This is a genomic window from Streptomyces yatensis, from assembly GCF_018069625.1.
Classification (GTDB): Bacteria; Actinomycetota; Actinomycetes; order Streptomycetales; family Streptomycetaceae; genus Streptomyces; species Streptomyces yatensis.
On record NZ_CP072941.1, the window covers coordinates 8,997,202 to 9,019,933 of the forward strand.

General features: G+C 72.1%; 18 protein-coding genes. 11 read left to right on the top strand and 7 right to left on the bottom strand.

What is annotated here, in order from left to right:
- Window positions 1-259: 259 nt before the first annotated feature.
- Genes J8403_RS37690 through J8403_RS37705 form a run of 4 tightly spaced genes read left to right on the top strand, consistent with a single transcriptional unit; the run spans window position 260 to window position 4,370 of the window.
- Window positions 260-2,959, top strand: coding sequence for a sensor histidine kinase (locus J8403_RS37690; protein WP_211127097.1), 2,700 nt, complete (start codon window positions 260-262; stop codon window positions 2,957-2,959).
- Window positions 2,956-3,384, top strand: a complete 429-nt coding sequence (locus J8403_RS37695; protein WP_211127098.1) for a roadblock/LC7 domain-containing protein — start codon at window positions 2,956-2,958, stop codon at window positions 3,382-3,384. The genes J8403_RS37690 and J8403_RS37695 overlap by 4 nt, the downstream gene beginning before the upstream one ends.
- Window positions 3,385-3,400: 16 nt before the next feature.
- Complete coding sequence (locus tag J8403_RS37700; protein WP_211127099.1) at window positions 3,401-3,796, top strand: DUF742 domain-containing protein; 396 nt, start codon at window positions 3,401-3,403, stop codon at window positions 3,794-3,796.
- Complete coding sequence (locus J8403_RS37705; protein WP_093468899.1) at window positions 3,777-4,370, top strand: GTP-binding protein; 594 nt, start codon at window positions 3,777-3,779, stop codon at window positions 4,368-4,370. Before J8403_RS37700 ends, J8403_RS37705 begins: the two co-directional genes overlap by 20 nt.
- A 73-nt stretch (window positions 4,371-4,443) precedes the next feature.
- Here J8403_RS37705 and glpK read toward each other — a convergent pair whose 3' ends face one another.
- From glpK to J8403_RS37725, 4 genes are all read right to left on the bottom strand, one after another.
- Entirely contained in the window at window positions 4,444-5,976 is a 1,533-nt protein-coding gene (gene glpK, locus J8403_RS37710) for a glycerol kinase GlpK (protein WP_211127100.1), read from the bottom strand.
- Between the two features lie 14 nt (window positions 5,977-5,990).
- Window positions 5,991-6,755: an MIP/aquaporin family protein gene (locus tag J8403_RS37715; RefSeq protein ID WP_211127101.1), complete on the bottom strand. Its 765-nt coding sequence runs from the start codon at window positions 6,753-6,755 to the stop codon at window positions 5,991-5,993.
- Window positions 6,756-7,001: 246 nt separating this feature from the next.
- Window positions 7,002-8,192, bottom strand: a complete 1,191-nt coding sequence (locus J8403_RS37720; RefSeq protein ID WP_211127102.1) for a lipid-transfer protein — start codon at window positions 8,190-8,192, stop codon at window positions 7,002-7,004.
- On the bottom strand, window positions 8,189-8,638 hold the full coding sequence (locus J8403_RS37725; RefSeq protein ID WP_211127103.1) for a Zn-ribbon domain-containing OB-fold protein: 450 nt from the start codon (window positions 8,636-8,638) through the stop codon (window positions 8,189-8,191). Before J8403_RS37725 ends, J8403_RS37720 begins: the two co-directional genes overlap by 4 nt.
- 127 nt (window positions 8,639-8,765) lie before the next feature.
- Here J8403_RS37725 and J8403_RS37730 point away from each other — a divergent pair, with 127 nt between their 5' ends.
- From J8403_RS37730 to J8403_RS37745, 4 genes are all read left to right on the top strand, one after another.
- Window positions 8,766-9,896, top strand: coding sequence for an ABC transporter ATP-binding protein (locus tag J8403_RS37730; RefSeq protein ID WP_281427970.1), 1,131 nt, complete (start codon window positions 8,766-8,768; stop codon window positions 9,894-9,896).
- Between the two features lie 91 nt (window positions 9,897-9,987).
- Entirely contained in the window at window positions 9,988-11,169 is a 1,182-nt protein-coding gene (locus J8403_RS37735) for an ABC transporter substrate-binding protein (protein WP_211127104.1), read from the top strand.
- A gap of 1 nt (window position 11,170) precedes the next feature.
- Window positions 11,171-12,016: an ABC transporter permease gene (locus J8403_RS37740; RefSeq protein WP_211127105.1), complete on the top strand. Its 846-nt coding sequence runs from the start codon at window positions 11,171-11,173 to the stop codon at window positions 12,014-12,016.
- Between the two features lie 80 nt (window positions 12,017-12,096).
- The gene (locus J8403_RS37745) at window positions 12,097-12,909 is read left to right on the top strand and encodes an ABC transporter permease (RefSeq protein WP_211127106.1); all 813 of its coding nucleotides are present in this window, start codon (window positions 12,097-12,099) and stop codon (window positions 12,907-12,909) included.
- A gap of 3 nt (window positions 12,910-12,912) precedes the next feature.
- On the opposite strand, the gene J8403_RS37750 is transcribed toward J8403_RS37745, so the two are convergent.
- Window positions 12,913-13,713 (bottom strand): M15 family metallopeptidase, encoded by an 801-nt coding sequence (locus tag J8403_RS37750; protein ID WP_211128630.1) that lies wholly within the window; start codon window positions 13,711-13,713, stop codon window positions 12,913-12,915.
- A 117-nt stretch (window positions 13,714-13,830) separates the two neighbouring features.
- Window positions 13,831-16,269 (bottom strand): glycoside hydrolase family 31 protein, encoded by a 2,439-nt coding sequence (locus tag J8403_RS37755; RefSeq protein WP_211127107.1) that lies wholly within the window; start codon window positions 16,267-16,269, stop codon window positions 13,831-13,833.
- Between the two features lie 209 nt (window positions 16,270-16,478).
- Between J8403_RS37755 and J8403_RS37760 the strand changes: the two genes are divergently transcribed.
- Window positions 16,479-18,500, top strand: coding sequence for an acetoacetate--CoA ligase (locus tag J8403_RS37760; RefSeq protein WP_211127108.1), 2,022 nt, complete (start codon window positions 16,479-16,481; stop codon window positions 18,498-18,500).
- Between the two features lie 381 nt (window positions 18,501-18,881).
- On the opposite strand, the gene J8403_RS37765 is transcribed toward J8403_RS37760, so the two are convergent.
- The gene (locus J8403_RS37765) at window positions 18,882-20,204 is read right to left on the bottom strand and encodes an aminotransferase class I/II-fold pyridoxal phosphate-dependent enzyme (RefSeq protein ID WP_211127109.1); all 1,323 of its coding nucleotides are present in this window, start codon (window positions 20,202-20,204) and stop codon (window positions 18,882-18,884) included.
- 48 nt (window positions 20,205-20,252) lie between these two features.
- Between J8403_RS37765 and J8403_RS37770 the strand changes: the two genes are divergently transcribed.
- Both J8403_RS37770 and J8403_RS37775 read left to right on the top strand, forming a co-directional pair.
- A complete protein-coding gene (locus tag J8403_RS37770) occupies window positions 20,253-21,644 on the top strand; it encodes an MFS transporter (RefSeq protein ID WP_211127110.1) in 1,392 nt (463 codons plus the stop codon).
- Between the two features lie 22 nt (window positions 21,645-21,666).
- Window positions 21,667-22,683 (top strand): hypothetical protein, encoded by a 1,017-nt coding sequence (locus tag J8403_RS37775; protein ID WP_211127111.1) that lies wholly within the window; start codon window positions 21,667-21,669, stop codon window positions 22,681-22,683.
- Window positions 22,684-22,732 lie beyond the last annotated feature (49 nt).

Genomic DNA, 22,732 nt, shown 5'->3' on the forward strand with positions numbered 1-22,732 from the left:
CGACCCGGGGTTCCCCTGGGGAGGGGAAAACCAGCCAACCGCGGCCGAATGGCGGCATGCGGTGCCCGGGAGAAGAGCCCCGAGCGCGGGGGGTAAGTCGGGGAATCGCCCGACAACTCCTGATCACGCAGTGTAAGGAGTTCCCTGCATCAAGTGGACATGCCTTCGATATGTCCAACTGGCAGTAGTAGGCTCGCGCCGCTCGTTGTCGGAACTCGGAACACGGCCCCCGGAATTCGGGGTTGACGTTAGGGAGGCCATGCGCTTTCGCGGTAAGTCCATCCGCAGGAAGATCGTGGCGCTGTTGCTGGTGCCGCTCGTGTCGCTGACGGCGATATGGGCCTTCGCCACGGTGATCACCGGTCGCGAGGCGATCCAGCTGCTGGACGCGGCCGACATCATCGACAAGGCGGGCCGGCCGGCCGAGGACGCGGTGCACGCCGTCCAGAAGGAACGCCGCCAGACGCTCATCCTGTTGGCCGATCCGCGGCAGTCGGACGCCCTGCCCGTGCTCCACTCCCTGCAGCGCAAAACCGACCAGGCCATCGACAAGCTACGGGCCGCCGAGTCGGACGGCGATATGCACGGCAAGATGAACGACGACTCCGAGGAACAGCTCGACAACATCCTCAAGGCGGCCGACGGGCTGGACAGCCTGCGCCGCAAGGTCGAGGACGACGGCATTTCCTCGACCCAGGCATATGAGTATTACAACAAGCTCGTCGACCTCTGCTACACCTTCCGCAGCTCCCTCCACGCGGTGCCCGACACCGACCTCGACAAACAGGGCCGCGCGCTGGTCGCCATGATCCGCGCCCGGGAGGCGCTCTCCCGCGAGGACGCGCTGTACGTCTCGGCGCTGACGGCGCGCAAGATGACGATGTCGGACCTCCAGGCGATGTCCGACCTCATCGCCGAGCGCACCCTGCTCTACGAGATCAACCTGCCGATCCTCCCCGACTCCGAGCAGAAGGTCTTCGCCGACTACCGGCGCACCAACGCCGCCCCCGCCGCCCTCCGGGTGGCCGAGGGCAAGGTGCTCTCCTCGATGGACCCCACCACGGCCATCAGGGCCCTGGACCAGGAGCACTGGGAGGCCGCGGCCCACCCCGTCCTCAACGACTACGACCGGCTGGGCGACGAGGCCACCGACCGGCTCAAGCAGCGCATCGACCCGGTGGCCAGCAGCGTGTTGCTCAAGGCGGGGATCGCCGGCGTCCTCGGCCTGATCGCGCTCATCGTCTCGGTCTTCGTCTCGTTCCGGATCGGCCGCAGCCTGGTCCGCGATCTGTCCCGGCTGCGCAGGGACGCCCAGGAGGTCTCCAGCGTCCGGCTGCCGAGCGTGATGCGCCGCCTCGGCGCGGGCGAGCAGATCGACGTGGAGACCGAGGCGCCCCGGCTGGACTACGGCCCCGACGAGATGGGACAGGTCGGGCAGGCCCTCAACACCCTCCAGCGGGCCGCCGTCGAGGCCGCGGTCAAACAGGCCGAACTGCGCCAGGGCGTCTCCGAGGTCTTCGTCAACCTCGCCCGCCGCAGCCAGGTGCTGCTGCACCGTCAGCTCACCCTCCTGGACACGATGGAGCGGCGCACCGAGGACACCGACGAGCTCGCCGATCTGTTCCGCCTGGACCATATGACCACCCGTATGCGGCGGCACGCCGAGGGTCTGGTCATCCTCTCCGGCGCCGCCCCCTCCCGGCAGTGGCGCAAACCGATCCAGCTGATGGACGTCGTGCGCGCCGCCGTCGCCGAGGTGGAGGACTACGAGCGGATCGAGATCCGCCGGCTGCCCCGGATCGCGGCCGTCGGCCCGGCCGTCGGCGACCTCACCCACCTGATCGCCGAACTCCTGGAGAACGCGACCGTCTTCTCGCCGCCGCACACCGCCGTCCAGGTGCACGGCGAGCGGGTCGCCAAGGGCTTCACCCTGGAGATCCACGACCGCGGTCTGGGCATGACGCCGGACGCGCTGCTGGAGGCCAACCTCCGGCTCGCCGAGACCCCCGAGTTCCAGCTCTCCGACACCGACCGGCTCGGACTGTTCGTGGTCAGCCGGCTCGCCCAGCGGCAGGGGGTGCGGGTCTCGCTGCAGCCCTCCCCGTACGGCGGCACCACGGCCATCGTGCTCATCCCCTCCAACCTGCTCACCGACGAGGGCGGCCGGGGGGAGAGCGACGACCGCGACAGCGGCGACCGGGACACCGGCGGGCGGTTCGCCGACACCACGCGGCGCGGCGTGGGCGACGTCCGGCTCGGGCCCGTGGACGAGGCCGAGCAGGCCTCGCAGCTCGCCTCCCTCACCTCGTCCTTCGCACATGAGGGTCACGACGGCGCCGACGAGGACGAGGAAGTGGGCGGGATCTTCCGGGCCCGCGGCCTGAAGGCGCGTCAGTCCGCGCGCACCGGGCCCGCCCCGTCCACCGTCGAGCAGCATCAGCAGACTCCGGACGGCCCGGACCCGGCACCGGGCGGCGGCCCCGCGCCGTTGCCCCGCCGTGTCCCGCCGGTACTGGTCGCCGACCACGGCCGACCGGTCGAGGGCACGTCCGGCGGACGGCACACCCGTTCGCAGGGCCCGGGACAGCCGTCCTGGGCCGACCGCTCCGAACGCCAGGGCCAGGACCAGGCCCAGGGCCAGAACCAGGGCCCGCGGCGCACGGGGCCGGAGCGCAAGGGCCCGGAGCAGAGCCCGGTGCCCACCCAGCGGGCGGCCTCCGGCCTCCCCAAGCGGGTACGGCAGGCCAGCCTGGCCCCGCAGTTGAAGAACGACCCCGCACCCCCGGACGAGGCGGACAAAACCGCTGCCGAGATCGATCCCGAGCGCGAAGCCGAGCAGGCGAGGGCCACCATGGCCTCGCTCCAACGGGGTTGGCAGCGCGGTCGGCGGCAGTCGGCCACCGGATCCGGCGATGCGGGCGTCAGCCCGGGAACGACACATGAGGGGGACGGTCGATGACCGCATCGAACGCCGCAGCATCCAATGGCTCGCCCAATGGAACGGGCGAACTCAACTGGCTGCTCGATGAACTGGTCGGCAGAGTGGGCAGCATCCGCAAGGCGCTGGTGCTCTCCGGGGACGGGCTCGCCACCGGAGGCTCACGCGATCTGTCCCGGGAGGACGGTGAGCACCTGGCCGCCGTCGCCTCCGGCTTCCACAGCCTCGCCAAGGGCGTCGGCCGCCACTTCGACGTCGGCCGGGTCCGCCAGACCATCGTCGAACTCGACGACGCCTTCCTCTTCGTCACCGCGGCGGGCGACGGCAGCTGTCTCGCCGTCCTCGCCGACGCCGACTCCGATGTGGGCCAGATAGCATACGAGATGACGCTGCTGGTCAAACGGGTCGGCGTGCATCTGGGCTCGGCTCCGCGCTCCAGCGGGTGACGGAGGCCGGGGGAAGATGAGCGGAGACCCGGAAAGCGCCGCCCGGTGGTTCGACGACGCGGCGGGACCGGTGGTCAGACCGTATGCGATGACGCGGGGACGCACCCGCAGCGCCGCGGAGGAGAAGCTGGATCTGATCGCGGTCGTCGTCGCCGAGAGCGCGAACCACCGGTCCGTCGCCGACCAGACGCTGTCCCCGGAGCACATCGACATCGTCGAGCTGAGCCGGGACAGTCCGCAGTCCGTCGCCGAACTGGCGGCGGAGCTCGACCTTCCGATCGGCGTGATCCGTGTGCTCATCGGCGATCTGCTCCACGCCGCACTCGTCCGAGTGTCGCGGCCCGTACCTCCGGCGGAACTGCCGGACGAGAGGATTCTGCGCGAGGTGATCAATGGGCTACGGGCACTCTGACCTGGTCCGCCCGCATGTCGTCGAACCGGTCACGCTGAAGATACTGGTGGCGGGCGGCTTCGGGGTGGGCAAGACGACCCTGGTGGGGGCGGTCAGCGAGATCAGGCCGCTGCGCACCGAGGAACTGCTCACCGAGGCGGGCCGGCCGGTCGACGACATCGCGGGGGTGGAGTCCAAGACGACCACCACCGTCGCCATGGACTTCGGGCGCATCACGCTCCGCGAGGACCTGGTGCTGTATCTCTTCGGCACCCCGGGACAGGACCGCTTCTGGTTCCTGTGGGACGAGCTGGCCACCGGCGCGCTGGGCGCCGTGGTGCTGGCCGACACCCGCCGTCTCGAGGACTGCTTCGCCGCCATCGACTACTTCGAACGGCGGGACATCGCCTTCACCGTGGCGGTCAACTGCTTCCAGGGCGCCGACCGCTATCCGGAGGACTCGGTGCGCGACGCGCTGGACCTCGACCCGGGCACCCCGGTGGTCCTGTGCGACGCCCGGGAGCGCGAGTCGGTCAAGCATGTGCTGATCTCGGTGGTGGAGCACGCGATGCTGGCCACCGCCCCCCGGGGCTGACCGCGCGGCACGGCCCGTACCCCGCCGTCCGGGGTACGGGCCGCCGTTCGCGAGCGATGGCACCGTACGCGGCTCAGGAGCCCTCGGCCGGCTGCTCCTCCTTGTGCCAGCCGAAGCTGCGCTCCACCGCCATGCGCCAGTTGCCGTACTCGCGCGTCCTGTCCTCCTCGGACATCCCCGGGGTCCACTCGGTGTCCCGCTTCCAGTGGGCCCGCAGCTCGTCGAGGTCCTGCCAGGCGCCGGTGGCCAGCCCGGCCGCGTACGCCGCGCCCAGGCAGGTGGTCTCGGCGACCACCGGGCGGATCACCGGGACGCCCAGCACATCGGCCTGATGCTGCATCAGCAGGCCGTTCGCCGTCATTCCGCCGTCGACCTTGAGCGAGCTGATCCGCACCCCGGAGTCCTGGTACATCGCGTCGACCACCTCGCGCGTCTGCCAGCTGGTCGACTCCAGGACGGCACGGGCCAGATGCGCCTTGGTGACATAGCGGGTGAGGCCGGTGATCACACCTCGGGCGTCCGAGCGCCAGTACGGGGCGAACAGACCCGAGAAGGCCGGGACGATATACGCCCCGCCGTTGTCGTCCACGCTCGCGGCGAGCGGCTCGATCTCGTCGGCGGAGCGGATGATGCCCAGCTGATCGCGGAACCACTGCACCAGCGCCCCGGTGATCGCGATCGACCCCTCCAGGCAGTAGACGGGCCGCTCACCGCCGAGCTGGTAGCCCATCGTGGTCAGCAGCCCGCTCTTGGACGGCACCGGGCGGTCACCGGTGTTCAGGAGCAGGAAGCTGCCGGTGCCGTAGGTGTTCTTGGCCTCGCCGACGCCGTAGCAGGTCTGGCCGAAGACGGCGGCCTGCTGATCGCCGAGCGCGGAGGCCACCGGCACACCGGCCAGCTGCCCGACCGCCGTGCCGTACACCTCGGCGGAGGAGCGGATCTCCGGGAGCATCGCCTCGGGCAGGCCCATGGCGGCCAGGATCGAGGGGTCCCACTGGAGGGTCCGCAGATCCATCAGCAGGGTGCGTCCGGCGTTGGTGACATCGGTGACGTGCACTCCGCCGTCGGTGCCGCCGGTGAGGTTCCAGATCAGCCAGGAGTCGATGGTGCCGAAGGCGATCTCGCCCTGCTCGGCACGGTGGCGCAGCCCGGGGACGTTGTCCAGCAGCCAGGCGGCCTTGGGCCCGGAGAAGTAACTGGCGAGCGGCAGCCCGGTGGTGTCCCGGAAGCGGTCCTGGCCCACCTCGCCGCCGAGTTGGTCGCACAGTCCCGAGGTGCGGGTGTCCTGCCAGACGATCGCGTTGTGCACCGGTTTGCCGGTGCGGCGGTCCCACAGGACCGTCGTCTCGCGCTGGTTGGTGATGCCCAGCGCGGTCAGCTGGTCGGCCCGAAGCCCCGCCCTGGCCAGCGCACCGGCCACCACGGCCTGCACCTTGGCCCAGATCTCGGTGGCGTCGTGCTCGACCCAGCCGGGCTTGGGAAAGATCTGGCGGTGCTCGCGCTGGTCGACGGCGACGATGGCGCCGTCGCGGTCGAAGATGATGCAGCGGCTGGAGGTGGTGCCCTGGTCGATCGCGGCGACGTAGGTGTCCGTCGGATGCGGCATGGCGTCTCCTTCGGTCAGAAGGCTGCGTTGAAGACGAGACCCGCCAGCACGGCCCCGATCAGCGGGCCCACCACCGGGACCCAGGCATAACCCCAGTCGGAGGTCCCCTTGTTGGGGATGGGCAGCAGGGCGTGGGCGAGGCGGGGCCCGAGGTCGCGCGCCGGGTTGATGGCATAGCCGGTGGGCCCGCCCAGGGAGAGGCCGATGCCGACCACCAGGAACGCGACGAGCAGCACGGAGATGCCCGAGCCGAGGACCACGGTGCCGCCGCCGTCGGCGACCGGTCCGATCCCGATGCCGTCGACCTGGCCGAACGCGAGCAGCGGCAGCACCAGCGCGGCCGTCGCGATGATCTCGGTGACGAGGTTGGCCACCGGGTTCCGGATCTCCGGGACGGTGGAGAAGACCCCGAGCGTGGGAAGGGCGGTCTTCTCGTCCGCGTTGGCGGCGAACTGCGCGTAGTACAGCGCCCAGGCCAGCACCGCGCCGATCACGGCGCCGATCAGCTGCCCGAGGATGTAGAGCGGCACCTTGTCCCAGTCGCCGGTGTCCACGGCGACGCCCACGGTCACCGCCGGATTCAGATGGGCTCCGGACAGCGGGGCGGCGGTGTAGGCGCCCGCCATGACGCCGAAGCCCCAGCCGAAGGCGATGACGATCCACCCCGACGCCTTGGCCTTGGAGCCGTTCAGCGTGACGGCGGCGCACACGCCCGCCCCGAAGAGAATCAGTATCGCGGTGCCGATGACCTCACCGGTGAAGATGTCCCCATTGCTCATGTCGGCTCCTAGGACCTCGCCCGGGGCGGGTGGCCCCGGTCCTCCGTGCTGGGTCGTTTCGAGCGTGCGGGTGCATCGGAATCGCCCATGGGGGGTGAACGTCAGAAGAGCCTGCGCGCGGCGACGCCGACTGACACCGCAGCAGTGTTCACCGGTGGTCAGGGGGCGTCAAGGTGATGGACGGCAACGGTGTTCGTGACAACCGTAAGGACGTTGCCCCGGCACCGGCGCCCCCTCGGGCACCGCTCAGCGGACCGCGACGACCGATGAGCCGTGCCCGAACAGCCCCTGGTTCACGGTGATTCCGGCGCTCGCCCCCGCCACCTGCCGCTCGCCCGCCTGCCCGCGCAACTGCTGGGTCAGCTCGCATACCTGGGCGATGGCCTGCGCCGGAACCGCCTCCCCGAAGGACGCCAGCCCGCCGCTCGGGTTGACCGGAATCCGCCCGCCCAGCGCCGTCGCCCCCTCGCGCAGCAGCTTCGCGCCCTCCCCGGGCTCGCACAGCCCGAGGTCCTCGTACCACTCCAGCTCCAGGGCGGTGGACAGGTCGTACACCTCGGCCAGCGACAGATCCTCCGGCCCCAGCCCCGCCTCCTCGTACGCCGCCCGGGCGATGGAGGGCCGGAACGGATCGGACGCGGGGGAGCCCGGCGGGGCCGAGTCGGTGGCGATGTCCGGCAGATCCAGCGCGGTGCGCGGATGGCTGGGGGAGACGGAGGAGACCGCGCGGATCCGCACCGGGCGGCTCACCCCGAGCCGCCGCGCCGTCTCCATGCTGCCGAGCACCAGCGCCGCCGCCCCGTCGGAGGTCGCGCAGATGTCCAGCAGCCGCAGCGGATCGGCGACCACCGGGGACGCGGCGACCTCCTCGGCGGTGACGGGGGAGCGGTAGCGGGCGTACGGATTGGCGGCGCCGGCGGCCGCGTTCTTCACCTTCACCCGCGCGAAGTCCTCGGCCGTGTCGCCGTACATCGCCATCCGGCGGCGGGCCCAGAGCGCGAAATAGGCGGGGTTGGTGGCGCCCAGCACCCGGAAGCGCAGCCAGTCCGGATCGTCCGGCCGCTCACCGCCCGCCGGGGCGAAGAAGCCCTTGGGCGCCGCGTCGGAGCCCACCACCAGAACCGTGTCCGCCATACCGGCCAGGATCTGGGCGCGGGCGGTGTCGATGGCCCGCGCGCCGGACGCACAGGCCGCGTACACGCTGGTGACCCGGGCGCCCTGCCAGCCCAGCGCCCGGGCGAAGGTCGCGCCCGCGACCTGACCGGGATAGCCGCAGCGCACGGTGTTGGCACCCACCACGGACTGGATCGCGGACCACTCGAGCCCGGCGTCCGCGAGCGCGGCCCGCGCCGCCTTCGTGCCGTACTCCACGAAGCCGCGGCCCCACTTCCCCCACGGGTGCATCCCGGCGCCGAGCACCGCCACCTCACCGGTCATGACGCCTCCCCGGCGACCGGCCGCCAGTGCCAGGTGGTGAGGGTGCGCCCGCCCTCCTCGCCCAGCACCCCGGGCACCACCTCGACCTCCATCCCGACGGCCAGATCGGCCACGGTCACCCCGGGGGCGCCCTGCCCCAGCACCACCATCCGCTCGGCGGCCAGCTCCACGGCGATCAGGGTGTACGGCCGCCACTCGCCCTCGGGTCCTGACGGGTAGGGGACGGGCGGCCGGTAGCGGCCGTCGGTGTAGGACCACACCCGGCCGCGCCGGGACAGTGGCACCTCCGCCAGCTCGCTGCCCGCGCAGCCCGGGGCGCGGCAGAAGACGTCCTCCCGCGGGAAGTACACCGCCCCGCAGCCCCGGCAGCCCGTCCCCAGCAGCCGGAACTCCCCGCCCTCGGAGCTGAACCACCCGTCGACCACGGGCACACGCGTGGGGGACACGGCCCCTCCCGATACCTGGTAACTGACGATGTGTCAGAAGTGTGGCACGGGGACCGTAGCGCGCGTAACCCCGGTACAGTGACCGCGATCACGGTCCTGATCAGCCGAAGGGCGAGGGGAGCGGTCGGTGGCGGAGACGGAGACGGAAACGCAGACGCAGGCCCGGGCCACGACGCGGACCGGCACGGCCGTCCGGCTGGAGGCCGTCACCAAGGACTTCGGGACGGTGCGCGCGGTGGACGCCGTCGACCTCACCGTTCACGAGGGCGAGTTCTTCACCCTGCTCGGGCCCTCCGGCTCGGGGAAGACCACCCTGCTGCGCCTGATCGCGGGGTTCGAGCAGCCCACCGGCGGCCGTATCGAACTCGCCGGGGACGACGTCACCGCTACTCCCCCCAACCGCCGCGATGTGCACACCGTCTTCCAGGACTACGCGCTCTTCCCGCAGATGAGCGTCGAGCAGAACGTGGCCTACGCGCTGACCGTGCGCGGCGTCCGCAAGGCCGAGCGGCTCGCCCGTGCCCACGAGGCGCTGGCCACCGTACGGCTGGACGGCTTCGCCTCCCGCCGCCCCACCGAGCTCTCCGGCGGCCAGCGCCAGCGCGTCGCCCTCGCCCGTGCGCTCGTCGACCGGCCCGCCGTGCTGCTGCTCGACGAACCGCTCGGCGCGCTCGACCTGGCGCTCCGGCAGGAGATGCAGACCGAGCTCAAGGAGCTCCAGCGCACCACCGGCATCACCTTTCTCCTGGTGACCCATGACCAGGACGAGGCGCTGACCATGAGCGACCGCATCGCCGTGGTCCGCGACGGCCGCATCGAACAGACCGGTCCGCCGGTCGAGGTGTACGAACGCCCCGCCACCGCCTTCGTCGCGGGCTTCGTCGGCACCACCAACCTGCTGCGCGGGGAGGCCGCGGTCCGCGTCGTGGGCCGCCCCGGCACCTACTCCATCCGGCCCGAGCGGATCCTGCTCACCGACCCCGCCGAACCGTCCGCCCGGCAGTCCGCCGAAGTGCCCGCCCTGCAGTCCGCCGAACCGTCCGCCCGGCAGTCCGCCGACGGCCGCCGGACCGTCACCGGGCGCATCACCGATATCGTGCACGCCGGGGCGCACACCCGCTTCACCATCGTGCTTCCGCACGGCGACCGGCTCACCGTGCTCCGCCAGAACCTCACCGGACTCCCCGAATCCGCACGCCCGGGCGGCGAGATCGGGCTTTCCTGGGACGAACGGGATGCCTTCCCCGTACCGAGTTGACCTTGTCATTGCCGACGGCACCCTGGCGGGGGCATACCACCCGCCTGATACTGGCCGAGCCTCAAGTGCCAAGCGGGACGAGGAGGACCAGATGCGGAAACGGAAGACGTCTGCGTGGAGGTCCGCGGCCGCCATCTGCGCGCTGCTGCTGACCGCCGCCGGATGCGGTTCGGGAAACGACGACGACAAGGGCGGCCACGCACCCGACAAGCTCGGTAAGGGCGAAGGCAAGGTCAACATCATCGCCTGGGCCGGCTACGCCGAGGACGGCTCCAACGACCCCAAGGTCGACTGGGTCCACCCGTTCGAGAAGAAGACCGGCTGCCAGGTGAACACCAAGACGGCCGGCACCTCCGACGAGATGGTCTCGCTGATGAAGACCGGGCAGTACGACACGGTCTCCGCCTCCGGCGACGCCACCCTGCGCCTCATCGCCTCCGGCGACGCGGCCCCCGTCAACACCAAGCTGGTCCCGAACTACAAGGACATCTTCCCGGCCCTCAAACAGCAGCCGTTCAACTCCAAGGACGGCCGGATGTACGGCATTCCGCACGGCCGGGGCGCCAACCTCCTCATGTACCGCACCGACAAGGTCACCTCGGCGCCCGACTCCTGGCGCGCCGTCTTCGACGACGCCGCGCGGTACGACGGCCATGTCACGGCCTACGACTCGCCCATCTACATCGCCGACGCCGCGCTCTATCTGATGCACGCCAAGCCCTCGCTCGGCATCAAGAACCCCTACGCGCTCGACCAGAAGCAACTCGACGCGGCCGTGGCCCTGCTGAAGAAGCAGCACAAGGCGGTGGGGGAGTACTGGAGCGACTACCAGAAGGAGATTACCGCCTTCAAGGGCGGCGACAGCGTCATCGGCACCAGCTGGCAGGTCATCGCCAACCTCACCCAGGCCGAGAAGGCCCCGGTCAAGGCGGTGCTCCCCAAGGAGGGCGCCACCGGCTGGTCCGACACCTGGATGGTCTCCGCCAAGGCCGAGCACCCCAACTGCGCCTACAAGTGGCTCGACTGGATCGTCTCGCCCAAGGTCAACGCCCAGGTCGCCGAGTACTTCGGCGAGGCTCCGTCCAACCGTAAGGCGTGCGCCGAGACCGCCGCCCCCGACCACTGCGCGATCTTCCACGCGGACGACGAGAAGTACTTCCAGCGCGTCCACTTCTGGACCACGCCCATCAAGCAGTGCCTCGACGGCCGTAAGGACACCGACTGCACCGACTACGCCCAGTGGACCAGGGCCTGGACGGAGGTCAAGGGCTGAGATGCCCGCCGCGCCCACCCCAGGCTCGCGGCTGCGGCTGACCGCGCTCCTCGCCCCGCCCCTGCTCTGGCTGACCCTGGCCTATCTGGGCTCGCTCGCCATCCTGCTGCTGTCGGCCTTCTGGGCCACCGACTCCTTCACCTCCGATGTCGTCCGCACCTGGAACACCGACAACTTCCACGAGCTGCTGACCACCCCCGTCTACCGCACCATCGCCCTGCGCACCCTGTCCATCGCGGCCGCCGTCACCGTCGTCGACGCGCTCCTCGCCCTGCCCATGGCCTTCTTCATGGCACGGGTCGCGGGCGGGCGCTGGCGGCGGCCGCTGCTGGTCGCCGTCCTCACCCCGCTGTGGGCCGGCTATCTGGTCAAGGCGTACGCCTGGCGGGTCATGCTCGGCGAGGACGGCGTGGTGGGCGCCGCCCTCGCCCCGTTCGGGCTGCACGGACCCGGCTACGGCACCACCGCCGTCGTCATCGTGCTCGCCTACCTCTGGCTGCCCTACATGATCCTGCCGGTGTACGCGGCCCTCGAACGGCTCCCCGAGCGGATGCTGGAAGCCTCCGCCGACCTCGGCGCCGGCGCCTGGCGCACCCTGCGCTCCGTCGTCCTGCCCGCCGTACGTCCCGCCGTGCTCGCCGGATCCGTCTTCACCTTCTCGCTCAGCCTGGGCGACTACCTCACCGTGCAGATCGTGGGCGGCAAGACCCAGCTGCTGGGCAATGTCATCGCCTCGCAGGTCACCCTGGACCTGCCGATGGCCGCCGCGCTCTCGGCCGTACCCGTGGTCCTCATCGTCTGCTATCTGGCCGCCGTACGCCGTGCGGGCGCCCTCGACTCGCTCTAGCCGCTCCAGCGGCCCTATCGCTCCAGTCGCTCTATCGCCCCAGCCGCCCTATCGCTCCAGTCGCTCCAGGAGGTGGACAGATGCGCATCTCGCGCACCGCCCGGGTGGTCCTCGGCTGTGTCACCGCGGCCGGCCTCGCGATCGTCTACGTCCCGCTGCTGCTGGTGCTGCTCAACTCCGTCAACACCGACCGCTCCTTCGGCTGGCCGCCCAGCGGCCTCACCGGCCGCTGGTGGCGGGCCGCCCTGCACAGCGAGGGCGCCCGCCAGGCCCTGCTCACCTCGCTCAAGGCCGGCCTCGCCGCCACCGCGATCGCCCTGGTGCTCGGCACCCTGGCCGCGTACGCCGTCCACCGCCACCGCTTCTTCGGACGGCGGACCGTGTCCTTCCTGCTCGTCCTGCCCATCGCGCTGCCCGGCATCGTCAGCGGCATCGCCCTCAACGCCGCCTTTCGCACCGTCCTCGACCCGATCGGCATCGGCTTCGGCCTGTTCACGGTGGTCGTCGGGCACGCCACCTTCTGCGTCGTCATCGTCTTCAACAACATCGGCGCCCGGCTGCGCCGTATCGCGCCCTCGCTGGCCGAGGCGTCCGCGGACCTCGGGGCGCGCCCCTGGCAGACCTTCCGGTACGTCACCTTCCCCGCCATGCGCTCGGCGCTCTTCGCGGGCGGACTGCTGGCCTTCGCGCTCTCCTTCGACGAGATCGTCGTCACGACCTTCACCGCCGGGCCCGGCACCCGCACCCTGCCCATCTGGATCTACGAGAACCTGGCCCGACCCCACCAGGCCCCCGTCGTCAACGTCGTCGCCGCGCTCCTCATCCTGGCGTCCGTGATCCCCGTCCACATCGCCCAGCGGCTGTCCTCGGACACCGCCGGGGGACGGCTGTGAGGCTCAGCCGGTCAACGAGCGGCGCGAGACCGGAAAGTCGAAGTAGGTGTCCGGGAACAGCTCCGGCTTGTAGGTGTAGTGCCACCACTCCTCGGCCAGATTGACGAACCCGAGCTTCTCCAACGTGCCCTTGAGCAGCAGCCGGTTGGCCCGCTGCACGCCCTTGATCCGCGGATCGAGTGTGTGCGAGAGCGTGTCGAAGCAGTCGTACCCGGTCCCCATGTCCACCGAGTTGTCCGGGAAGCGGTCCTTCTTGGCCGCGTAGCACGGCACCAGCTTCTCGCCCGGCACATAGGGCCGGGTGGGCAGCGCGGGCAGCCGCACGATCGTCAGGTCCATGGTGCTGCCCCGGCTGTGCCCCGACTTCTCGGCGATATAGCCGTCCTCGAACAGCCGGGTCTTGTCGACCTCCGGATAGAACTCGCCCTTCATCCGCTGGTCGCCGAGGTCCTTGGCCCACTCCACGAAGTCGTTCACCGCGCGCTGCGGCCGATAGCAGTCGTACACCTTCAACGTGTAGCCGCGCTCCAGGAGTTGCCCCTGTGCCCGGTGCAGCGCCTCGGCGGCCGGGCGGGTCAGGATGCACATCGGCCGGCGGTAACCGTCCACGGGATCGCCGGTGAAGTTGTGCGGCGTGAAGTAGCGGATCTCCTGCAGGATCGTCGGATCGATGTCGCCGAGGGCCACGAACTCCTTCGGAGCCTTCGGCTCCGGCTTCGCCTGCGCCGGAGCGGACGGGGCGACGGCCAACAGAGCGGCAACGGGCAGGGCGAGCGCACGCAGCGCGACGGCGAGTCTTGGCATGCCCATCACTTATCCCACCCCCCGAAGCGAAAACAAGCCCACGGCCACAAGCCCGCCCTCGGGGGGATCCGCCGCTGCCCACGGCGCTGGGCCTCCGCGCGGATCGCCCGCGCCCCCTCAACTCGTCCGACGCGCCGCCTTGCCCTCCTCCGCCGGTGCCTCACCCCGTATCCGTACCGGATATCCCACCTCGCCACCGCCCTCCCGCTCGATCGTCAGCACACCGTCCCGCAGCCGGGTGGCGAACCGGAGCAGCTCCGGCTTCTCCCAGCCGTCGCCGGTCTCCACGGCCAGCGTGCCCGCCCCCACGCCCTTACGGCCCTGACACGGTGTCCACACCTCCAGCTCCACCCCACCGTCCGCCCCTGCCACCGGGACCACCGAACCGGCCCGGGCCAGTACCGGGATGCCCGACAGCGGCGCGTCCAGGACCACGTGGCCCGGGCCGTCGTGGGCCCGGCCGGTCACCGTGTCGTACCAGCGGCCGCGCGGCAGCCGCACCGGGCGCCGGCGGGCGCCCTCCTCCAGCACCGGCGCCACCAGCAGGGCGTCGCCCAGCAGAAAGGCGTCCTCGCAGTCGCGCAGCGCGCGGTCCTTGGGCGTCCGCCACCACATGGGGCGCACGTAGGGGGCGCCGGTGCGCGCGGCCAGCTGCGCCAGTGTCGTGAAGTAGGGCATCAGCCGCTGCCGTTCGCGCAGTGCCGCCGCCGCGTGTTCCAGTACCTCCGAGCCGAACTCCCACGGCTCCCGCCGCCCCGCCGAGATCGCCGAATGGGTGCGGAACAACGGCAGATACGCGCCCAGCTGGAACCAGCGCAGATACAGCTCCGGCGACGGAAAGCCGGTGAAACCGCCGATGTCGGGACCCGAATACGGCACCCCGGACAGGCCCAGTCCGATCACCAGCGACAGCGAGGCCCGCAGCCCCGCCCAGCCCGTGGCCACATCGCCGGACCAGCTGCCCCCGTACCGCTGCAGCCCGGCCCACCCCGAGCGCGAGAAGAGGAACGGCCGCTCGTCGGGGCGCAGTTCGCACAGCCCCTCGTAGCCGGACCGCGCCATCGCCAGCGCGTAGACGTTGTGCGCCTCGCGGTGGTCGCCGCCGCGGCCCTCCAGGGCGTGCCGGGCCGAGCGTGGCAGGGTCGTCTCCCCGAAGGCGGCGAACGACACCGGCTCGTTCATGTCGTGCCACACCCCGGAGAAGCCCTGCGCCAGCCGCTCCGCGTACAGCCCGCCCCACCACTTGCGCACCCGCGGATCGGTGAAGTCGGGGAAGACCGATTCGCCCGGCCACACCACTCCGCGCACCTCACGGCCCCGGGTGTCGCGTACGAAGACGTCCTCCGCCGCCCCGCTCGCGTACACCGCGTTGCCCGGCTCCGCCTTCACCGCGGGGTCGACGATCGACACCAGCCGCACCCCGTCCTCGAGCAGCTCGGCGGCGAGCCCCGGCAGATCGGGAAAGCGCGCGCCGTCCACCGTGAACACCCGGTGGCCGACGAAGTGGTCGATGTCCAGATGCAGCGCCGACAGCGGCAGATCCCGCTCCCGATAGCCCGCCACCACCCGCCGGACCTCCTCCGCGTCGCGGAACCCCCAGCGCGCGTGATGGTGGCCGAGCGCCCACCGCGGCGGAACGGCCGGGGCGCCCGTCAGCGCCGTCCAGCCGTGCAGCACCCGCGCCGGGGTGCCCACGATCACCCAGTAGCGCAGCGGGCCGCCCTCCATCCGCGTCCGGCAGCCGCCGGGCCGGTCGTGGCCCGAACCCGCGCCCTCCTCGCCCTCCCGCAGGGTGACCGAGCCGTCCCAGGAGTTGTCGTGGAACACCAGATGGGTGCCCGCGTCGGCCACCACCAGCTGCACCGGCATGGTCAGATACAGCGGATCGTCGCCCGGCCCGAAGCTGCCGCCCGGATCGGTGTTCCACAGCCGGTACACCCCGTCCCGCAGCCGCGGCCCCGACGCCCGGCCGCCGAGCCCGAAGAACCGTGCGTCCGCCGCCACTTCGGACCGCTGCAGCCAGCGCGCGCCCTCCCCGCCCACCCCCGCACCCGGCTCCGCGGGCCCCGGCGCCCCGGCCGGCTCCCACCAGCGCGGCGGCAGATCCCGCCGCAGCACCACCCCGCCCGGGGTGCGCACCTCCACCGTGCCGGTCCGCGACACCATCACCGTCACCCGCTCGGACACCACCCGCCAGCCGCCCCCGGTGTCCGGCTCCAGCTCCGCCCGCTCGTCCGCCTCCGGACACGGCCCGTCCAGCGCGTACGACGGCTCCGGCTCGGCCCCGTCCCAGCCGCAGAACACCGCGCCACCCGTGGTCACCCGCACCCGCAGCGAGGACCTGGCGAACCGCACCACCCCGCCACCCGGCTCCGGATCGGCCCCCTCCACCTCACCCGGCACCCGGGCCAGCTCGGTGCCCCGGCGGGGCAGCCCGACCGCGTCGGCACGCCGACGCCGCCACGCCGAGCGCAGTGACCGCAGCCCCTGCGCCGTGCAGATCACCTTCACCGACCGCACCAGCTTCTCCGACCGCACCAGGTCACGCGCATCCATACTGATCAGCCTGCCATTGCCGAGACCCGGCAGAGATATGGTTCAACTGCCGTTCACCTGTGGTCCTCCCACATGATCCCGCCCTGTGATGTGGAGTGGCGCCCCTGGTGTCGGAGTCGATCACATGGCATCGTCCTGACCGGACGCATACGAGGCGGATGCACCACCCATGGACACATCCGACGCGGACAGCCCGGGAGCCGACAGCCATGACCACCGCAGCCCACTCCGACCACCGGCCACAGCCCCTGTGGCAGCCCGGCGCGGACCGGATCGCCCGGTCCCGGCTGACCGCCTTCCACGCCTGGGCGGCCGAGCGTCACGGCGCGCCCGCCCCCAGCAAGGACGACCCGGCCGCGGGCTACGCCGCACTGCACCGCTGGTCGGTGGAGGAGCTGGAGACCTTCTGGCAGGCCCTCGCCGAATGGTTCGAGGTGCGCTTCACCACCCCGTACGAGCGGGTGCTCGCCGACGCCACCATGCCCGGCGCCCGCTGGTTCCCCGGCGCCACCCTCAACTACGCCGAGCACGCCCTGCGCGCCGCCGAGGACCCCGCCCGCGCGGACGAGCCCGCGCTGCTCCACGTCGACGAGGCCAATGACCCGCGCCCGGTCAGCTGGGCCGAACTGCGTGGCCAGGTCGGCGCCGTCGCCGCCGAGCTGCGCCGCCTCGGCGTCCGCCCGGGCGACCGGGTCAGCGGCTATGTCCCCAACATCCCCCAGGCCACCGTCGCCCTCCTGGCCACCGCCGCCGTCGGCGCCGTATGGACCTCCTGCGCCCCCGACTTCGGCGCCCGCAGCGTCCTGGACCGCTTCCAGCAGGTCGAACCGGTGGTGCTCTTCACCATCGACGGCTACCGCTATGGCGGAAAGACCCACGACCGTACCGCGACCGTGGCCGAACTCCGCGCCGAGCTGCCCAGCCTGCGCGCCGTCGTCCACATCCCGCTGCTGGACACCCCCGCCCCCGAGGGCGCGTTGGTCTGGGACGACGTCGTGCGCGAACCGGTGGAGCCGGTCTTCGAGCCGCTGCCCTTCGACCACCCCCTGTGGGTGCTCTACTCCTCCGGCACCACCGGCCTGCCCAAGGCGATCGTCCAGTCCCAGGGCGGCATCCTGCTCGAACACCTCAAGCAGCTCGGCCTCCACTGCGACCTCGGCCCCGGCGCCCGCTTCTTCTGGTACACCTCCACCGGCTGGATGATGTGGAACTTCCTGGTGTCCGGGCTGCTGGTCGGCGCCACCGTGGTCCTCTACGACGGCAGCCCTGGCTATCCGGACACCGCCGCCCAGTGGCGCGTCGCCGAGCGCACCGGGACCACGCTCTACGGCACCTCCGCCGCCTACGTCATGGCCTGCCGCAAGGCCGATGTCCACCCCGGCCGCGACTTCGACCTCTCCCGGGTCACCTGCGTCGCCACCACCGGCTCCCCGCTGCCGCCCGACGGCTTCCGGTGGATCCACGACGAGGTGGCCGAGGACATGTGGATCGCCTCCGTCAGCGGCGGCACCGATGTCTGCAGCTGCTTCGCGGGCGCCGTGCCCACCCTCCCCGTCTACATCGGCGAACTGCAGGCCCCCGGCCTCGGCACCGACCTCCAGGCCTGGGACCCCCAGGGCGAACCGGTGGTCGACGAGGTCGGCGAGCTCATCGTGGCCCGCCCCATGCCGTCGATGCCGGTCCGCTTCTGGAACGACCCCGACGGCAGCCGCTACCGCGACAGCTACTTCGAGATGTTCCCCGGCGCATGGCGCCACGGCGACTGGATCACCCTGACCTCCCGCGGCACCGTGGTCATCCACGGCCGCTCCGACTCCACCCTCAACCGCCAGGGCGTCCGCATGGGCTCCGCCGACATCTACGAGGCCGTCGAACGGCTCCCGGAGATCCGCGAATCCCTCGTCATCGGCGTCGAACAACCCGACGGCGGCTACTGGATGCCGCTCTTCGTCCACCTCGCCCCCGGCGCCACCCTCGACGAGGACCTGCTGACCCGCATCAAGACCACCATCCGCACCCAGCTCTCCCCACGCCACGTCCCGGACGAGATCATCGAGGTCCCCGGCGTCCCCCACACCCTGACCGGCAAACGCATCGAGGTCCCGGTCAAGCGCCTCCTCCAGGGCACCTCCCTGGACAAGGCGGTCAACCCGGGCTCGGTGGACGACGTGGAGCTGCTGCGGTACTACGAGCGCCTGGCGGAGGAGAAGCGAGGCTTGGCCGGCGCTTGAGAGGAGCAAGCCCGGGGCGGAGCCGCACCCCAGCCTCTCTGCACCCTCCAGCCCGTCCTCTCTGGACCCTCCAGCCCGTGCGATCTTCCAGCCCCTCCGGCACGTCCGCGCCCGCAGCCTGTCCGCCCACCCTCAGCCCCTCCGCCTCCCCAGATCCCCAGCCCCTCCGGCCCCCCACTCCCAGCCCCTCCGCCCCCCAGACCCCCACCCCCTCCGGCCCCCACTCCCAGCCCCTCCGGCGTTTGAGGAGCGGGGTCCAGGGGCGGAGCCCCGGCGGGGGTCCGGGGGCGGAGCCCCCGAAACGGGGTCTGGGGCGCAGCCCCAGCGGGGCCCGGGGCAGCGCCCCGGTTCGGGAAGGGGCGGGGTGGGGAAAACCCCCGCCTACCCCCCATACGTGGCCTGCGCCTCCCCCAACACCCCCGCCAAATCTCCCGCCAAACCCTCCGCGTCCCCCACCCCCAACCCCGCCGTAGTAATCCGCACCCCCGCCCCCGCACCCAGCCGAAACCTCGCACCGGCCGCCACCCACCACCCCCGCGTCCGCAACCCGTTCACGACCGCCGCCTCATCCCGCACCGGCACCCACACATTCATCCCGCTCGCCCCATGCGCGGCGACCCCCCGAGCCGACAGCTCGGCCAGCAGGGCCTCACGCCGCCGCGCGTAGGCGGACCGCGCCGCGGCCACCAGGCCCTGCGTCTCCGGGTCGGTCATCAGCCGGGCCACCGTCTCCTGCAGCACATGGCTGACCCAGCCCGAGGTCAGCACCATCCGGCCGTCATGCCGCGCCAGCGTCGTACGGTCGCAGGCGAGCGCACCCCACCGCAGGTCCGTCCCCAGGTGCTTGGAGACCGTGCGCACCTGCGCCCAGCGCTCCAGGCCACCCGCCGTAAGGCTGTGCAGCGGCACCCCCGCGATATCCGCCGCATGATCGTCCTCGATCACCAGCACCTCACCCGCCGCCTCGCCCAAAACCGCCAGCAGCGCATCCCGCCGCCCCGCCGAGAACCAGCCGCCGTAAGGGTTCTGCCCGCGCGGGCTGCAGATCAGCGCACGCGCCCCGGACCGCAGCGCCGCCCGCAGCGCGTCCGGCCGGATCCCCTCGTCGTCCACGGCCACCGGCACGGTCCGCAGCCCCAGCGCCGGGACGAGGTCCAGCAGATGGTGGTAGCCGGGGTCCTCCATCGCCACCGCGTCACCCGGCCTGAGCTCGACCGACAGCAGCCGGGCCACGCAGTCCAGCGCGCCATGGGCGAACGTGAGGTGCTCGGCCGGCACGCCATCGCGCTCGTACCAGGCGCGGGCCAGCTCCTCCAGACCGGGCAGCCGGGGCTGGGCGCGGTGCGACCGGACTCCGGGGGAGAGGCGGGCGGCCGGCAGCAGCGCGGGGAGGAAGGCCGGATCGGGGTGACCGCCCGCCAGATCGCGCACCCCCTCCGGCACCGGCGGCGGGCGCCGCGAGGCGACCGCGGGCGTCGGGGCGACCACCGTGCCGCCCCGCCCGTGGGTCACCACGATCCCGCGCCGTCGCAGCTCCTTGTAGGCGGTCGCGACGGTGCCGGGGCTGACGCCCAGCCGCTCGGCCAGCCGGCGCACCGGAGGCAGTGCGGTGCCGGGCGCCAACGCCCCCTCCACCACGCCCTGTTCGACGGACGCGGCAATCCCCTTGGCCGAGGCACCGGTGATCTCATATTGTGTCGCCACAGAAAACATTCTGTATCAATACAAAATCGAATGTCAAGGGGGACCAGGGTGGGCAAGCCAACGTGGCGCACCGCGCTGAGCGACCGCATCCCCGGCGGCCGGGACGGCCGGCGCATGCTGACCGTCACCTTCGTCGACCGGATCGGCTCGGGCCTGTGGGGCGCGACCGCGACGCTCTACTTCACCTACGCCGCCGGGCTCAGCACAGCCGAAATCGGCGTACTGCTCGCCGTGTCAGGGAGCGTGGGCATCGCCGGCCCACCCCTCGGCGGCCTCTTCGCCGACCGCGTACCGCTGCGCCCGCTGCTGATCATCGTCCAACTGGTCCGCGCCGTCGCCTCACTCGCCCTCCTCACCACCACCGACCTCGGGCTCCTGCTCGCCATCACCTCGGTGGGCAGCATCGGCGACCGCGCGGCCTCCGTACTGACCAAGCTGTACGCGACCCGCGTAGCGGGCCCCGACCGCGTCCGCTACCAGGCCATCAGCCGCACCGCCATGAACGTGGGCTGGGCCGTCGGCGGCCTCGCGGCGGCAGCGGCACTCACCGGCGGTACGGTCACCGTCTACCGCTGGCTCCTCATCGGCGACGCGCTCTCCTTCCTCGCCTCCGCGCTGTTCACCCTCGGCTGCGCCGAACCGCCCCCGGCCGCCCGCGTAGCGGCCAAGTCCACTCCCGCGCCAGGGGAATCCGCAGAACCCACGCCCGACGCCACCGCACCCGGCGAACCCACGCCGCACGACTCCGCACCAAGCGAATCAGCACCGAGCCAATCCGCACCCAGCAACTCCGCATCCGCACCCGGGAAAACCACCGCCCCCAACCCCTGGCGCGACCGCCGCTATCTCACCTACACCGCCAGCGAGGCCGTCCTCTTCCTCGACGACTCCGTCTTCAAGATCGGTCTGCCGCTGTGGGCCGTGACGGCCACCAGCGCACCGCATCAACTCGTCCCCCTGCTGCTCGTTCTCAACAACGTGCTCGTGGTGCTCTTCCAGGTCCCGTTCGCCCGCTTCGGCGCCACCCCGCACACCGCACGCGCCTCGCTGTGGCCGCTGGCCGGCGCGTTCCTCCTCGGCGGGGCGGCGCTGGCCGCCTCGACCGTGGGCGCGCCCTGGCTCGCGGCCGTCACGCTGGTGCTGGCCGCCACCGCCTTCACCGTCGCGGAGATGCTGCACGCCACGATCTCCTGGGAGCTGTCCGTCGTCCTCGCCCCGCCCGCCGCGCAGGGTGCCTACCTCGGCGTGCACGGCCTGGCCCAGGCCGTCCAGCGCAGCGTGGGACCACTCGCGGTGACGGCGGCGATCGCGGCGGGCCCCCTCGGCTGGCTCGGCCTCGGCGCCGGACTGGCAGCGATGTGCGGCGCACAGCGCCACCTGGTACGGGACCGCGGCGACGAGGCGTTGTCAGTGGCCCCGGTTACGGTGAGTGAGCACTGAACATCCGCGCTGAGGGGGAGTCATGGCGCACACCGGACAGCGGAGCGAGGACTGGGGCCGCCCCGGCAGTCACCGGGGCGAGCACGGGAAACCGAAGCCGCATCCGAAGACGACGAAGCCGAAGACGACGAAGCCGAAGACAGCGAAGACGAATACGAGGACCCGGCACCGGACGAGGAGCCAGACCGCCCGCCGCGCCCTGCGCAGAGAGGTGCCCAGCACGGTGGCCCTGCTCGCCGACGAGCGGGACTTCGCGGCCATGCGGCACTACGCATCGTTCGCCTTCGACGACCACGGCGCGTATCTACGGCAGATGGAAGGGCTGCTGAAGGCGCTGGCGGCCAAGGGAGTCCACACCACCGTCGCCCTGTTCGACCCCGTCGCCTACGAGGAGTTCTGCGCGGACACCCGGCTCGACCCGGACACCCCCGCGAGCCGCACTCGCTATACGGCGGAGCTGGCCGCCGCGGGCGGCACCGTCACCTATGAGGGCCAGCCGATCGACCGCCTGGTCCCACGCCTCATCGGGGTGGCCGATGAGCAGGCCACCTGGGAGTACGCCACGGCGCTGCTCTCCCGCGCCGGCCACCGCGGGGAGTGCCGCGACGACACCACCGCCCGCGCCGCGTTCGACCGCGCCGGGGCCGCCTTGCGCAAGGTCGTCGAGGCGGTCGGGCCAGGCGTCCACCATCTGGTCTGCAGCGTCCCGGCGGACGGCACCTCGCTGGTCGCCGTGCTCCACGCCGACGCCGGGGAAGCGGGCCCGCCGAAGCTGCCCGAGCCCTCGGGGCTGGTCTTCCGCACCGTCCTGGCCTGCGGGTTCGCCCTGCGCAGCGCCGGCGGTCTGGTGCTGCGCACCATCGTCGCGGACGCCCCCGAGACGGTTCGCGGCTGGGCGCTGCACGACGGCTGGCTGCGCCCGCTGAGCGAGGCGGAGGTGTTCACCGCGTACTGCACCGACGCCGAGACCGGTGAGCCCATCCCTCCGGAGCACGGCGTCGAATACCGGGCGGGCATCCCGTTCGGCGGCCCGGAATGACCGAAGGCGTCCCGCCACACGGCGGGACGCCTTCACCAGAAGCTCACCG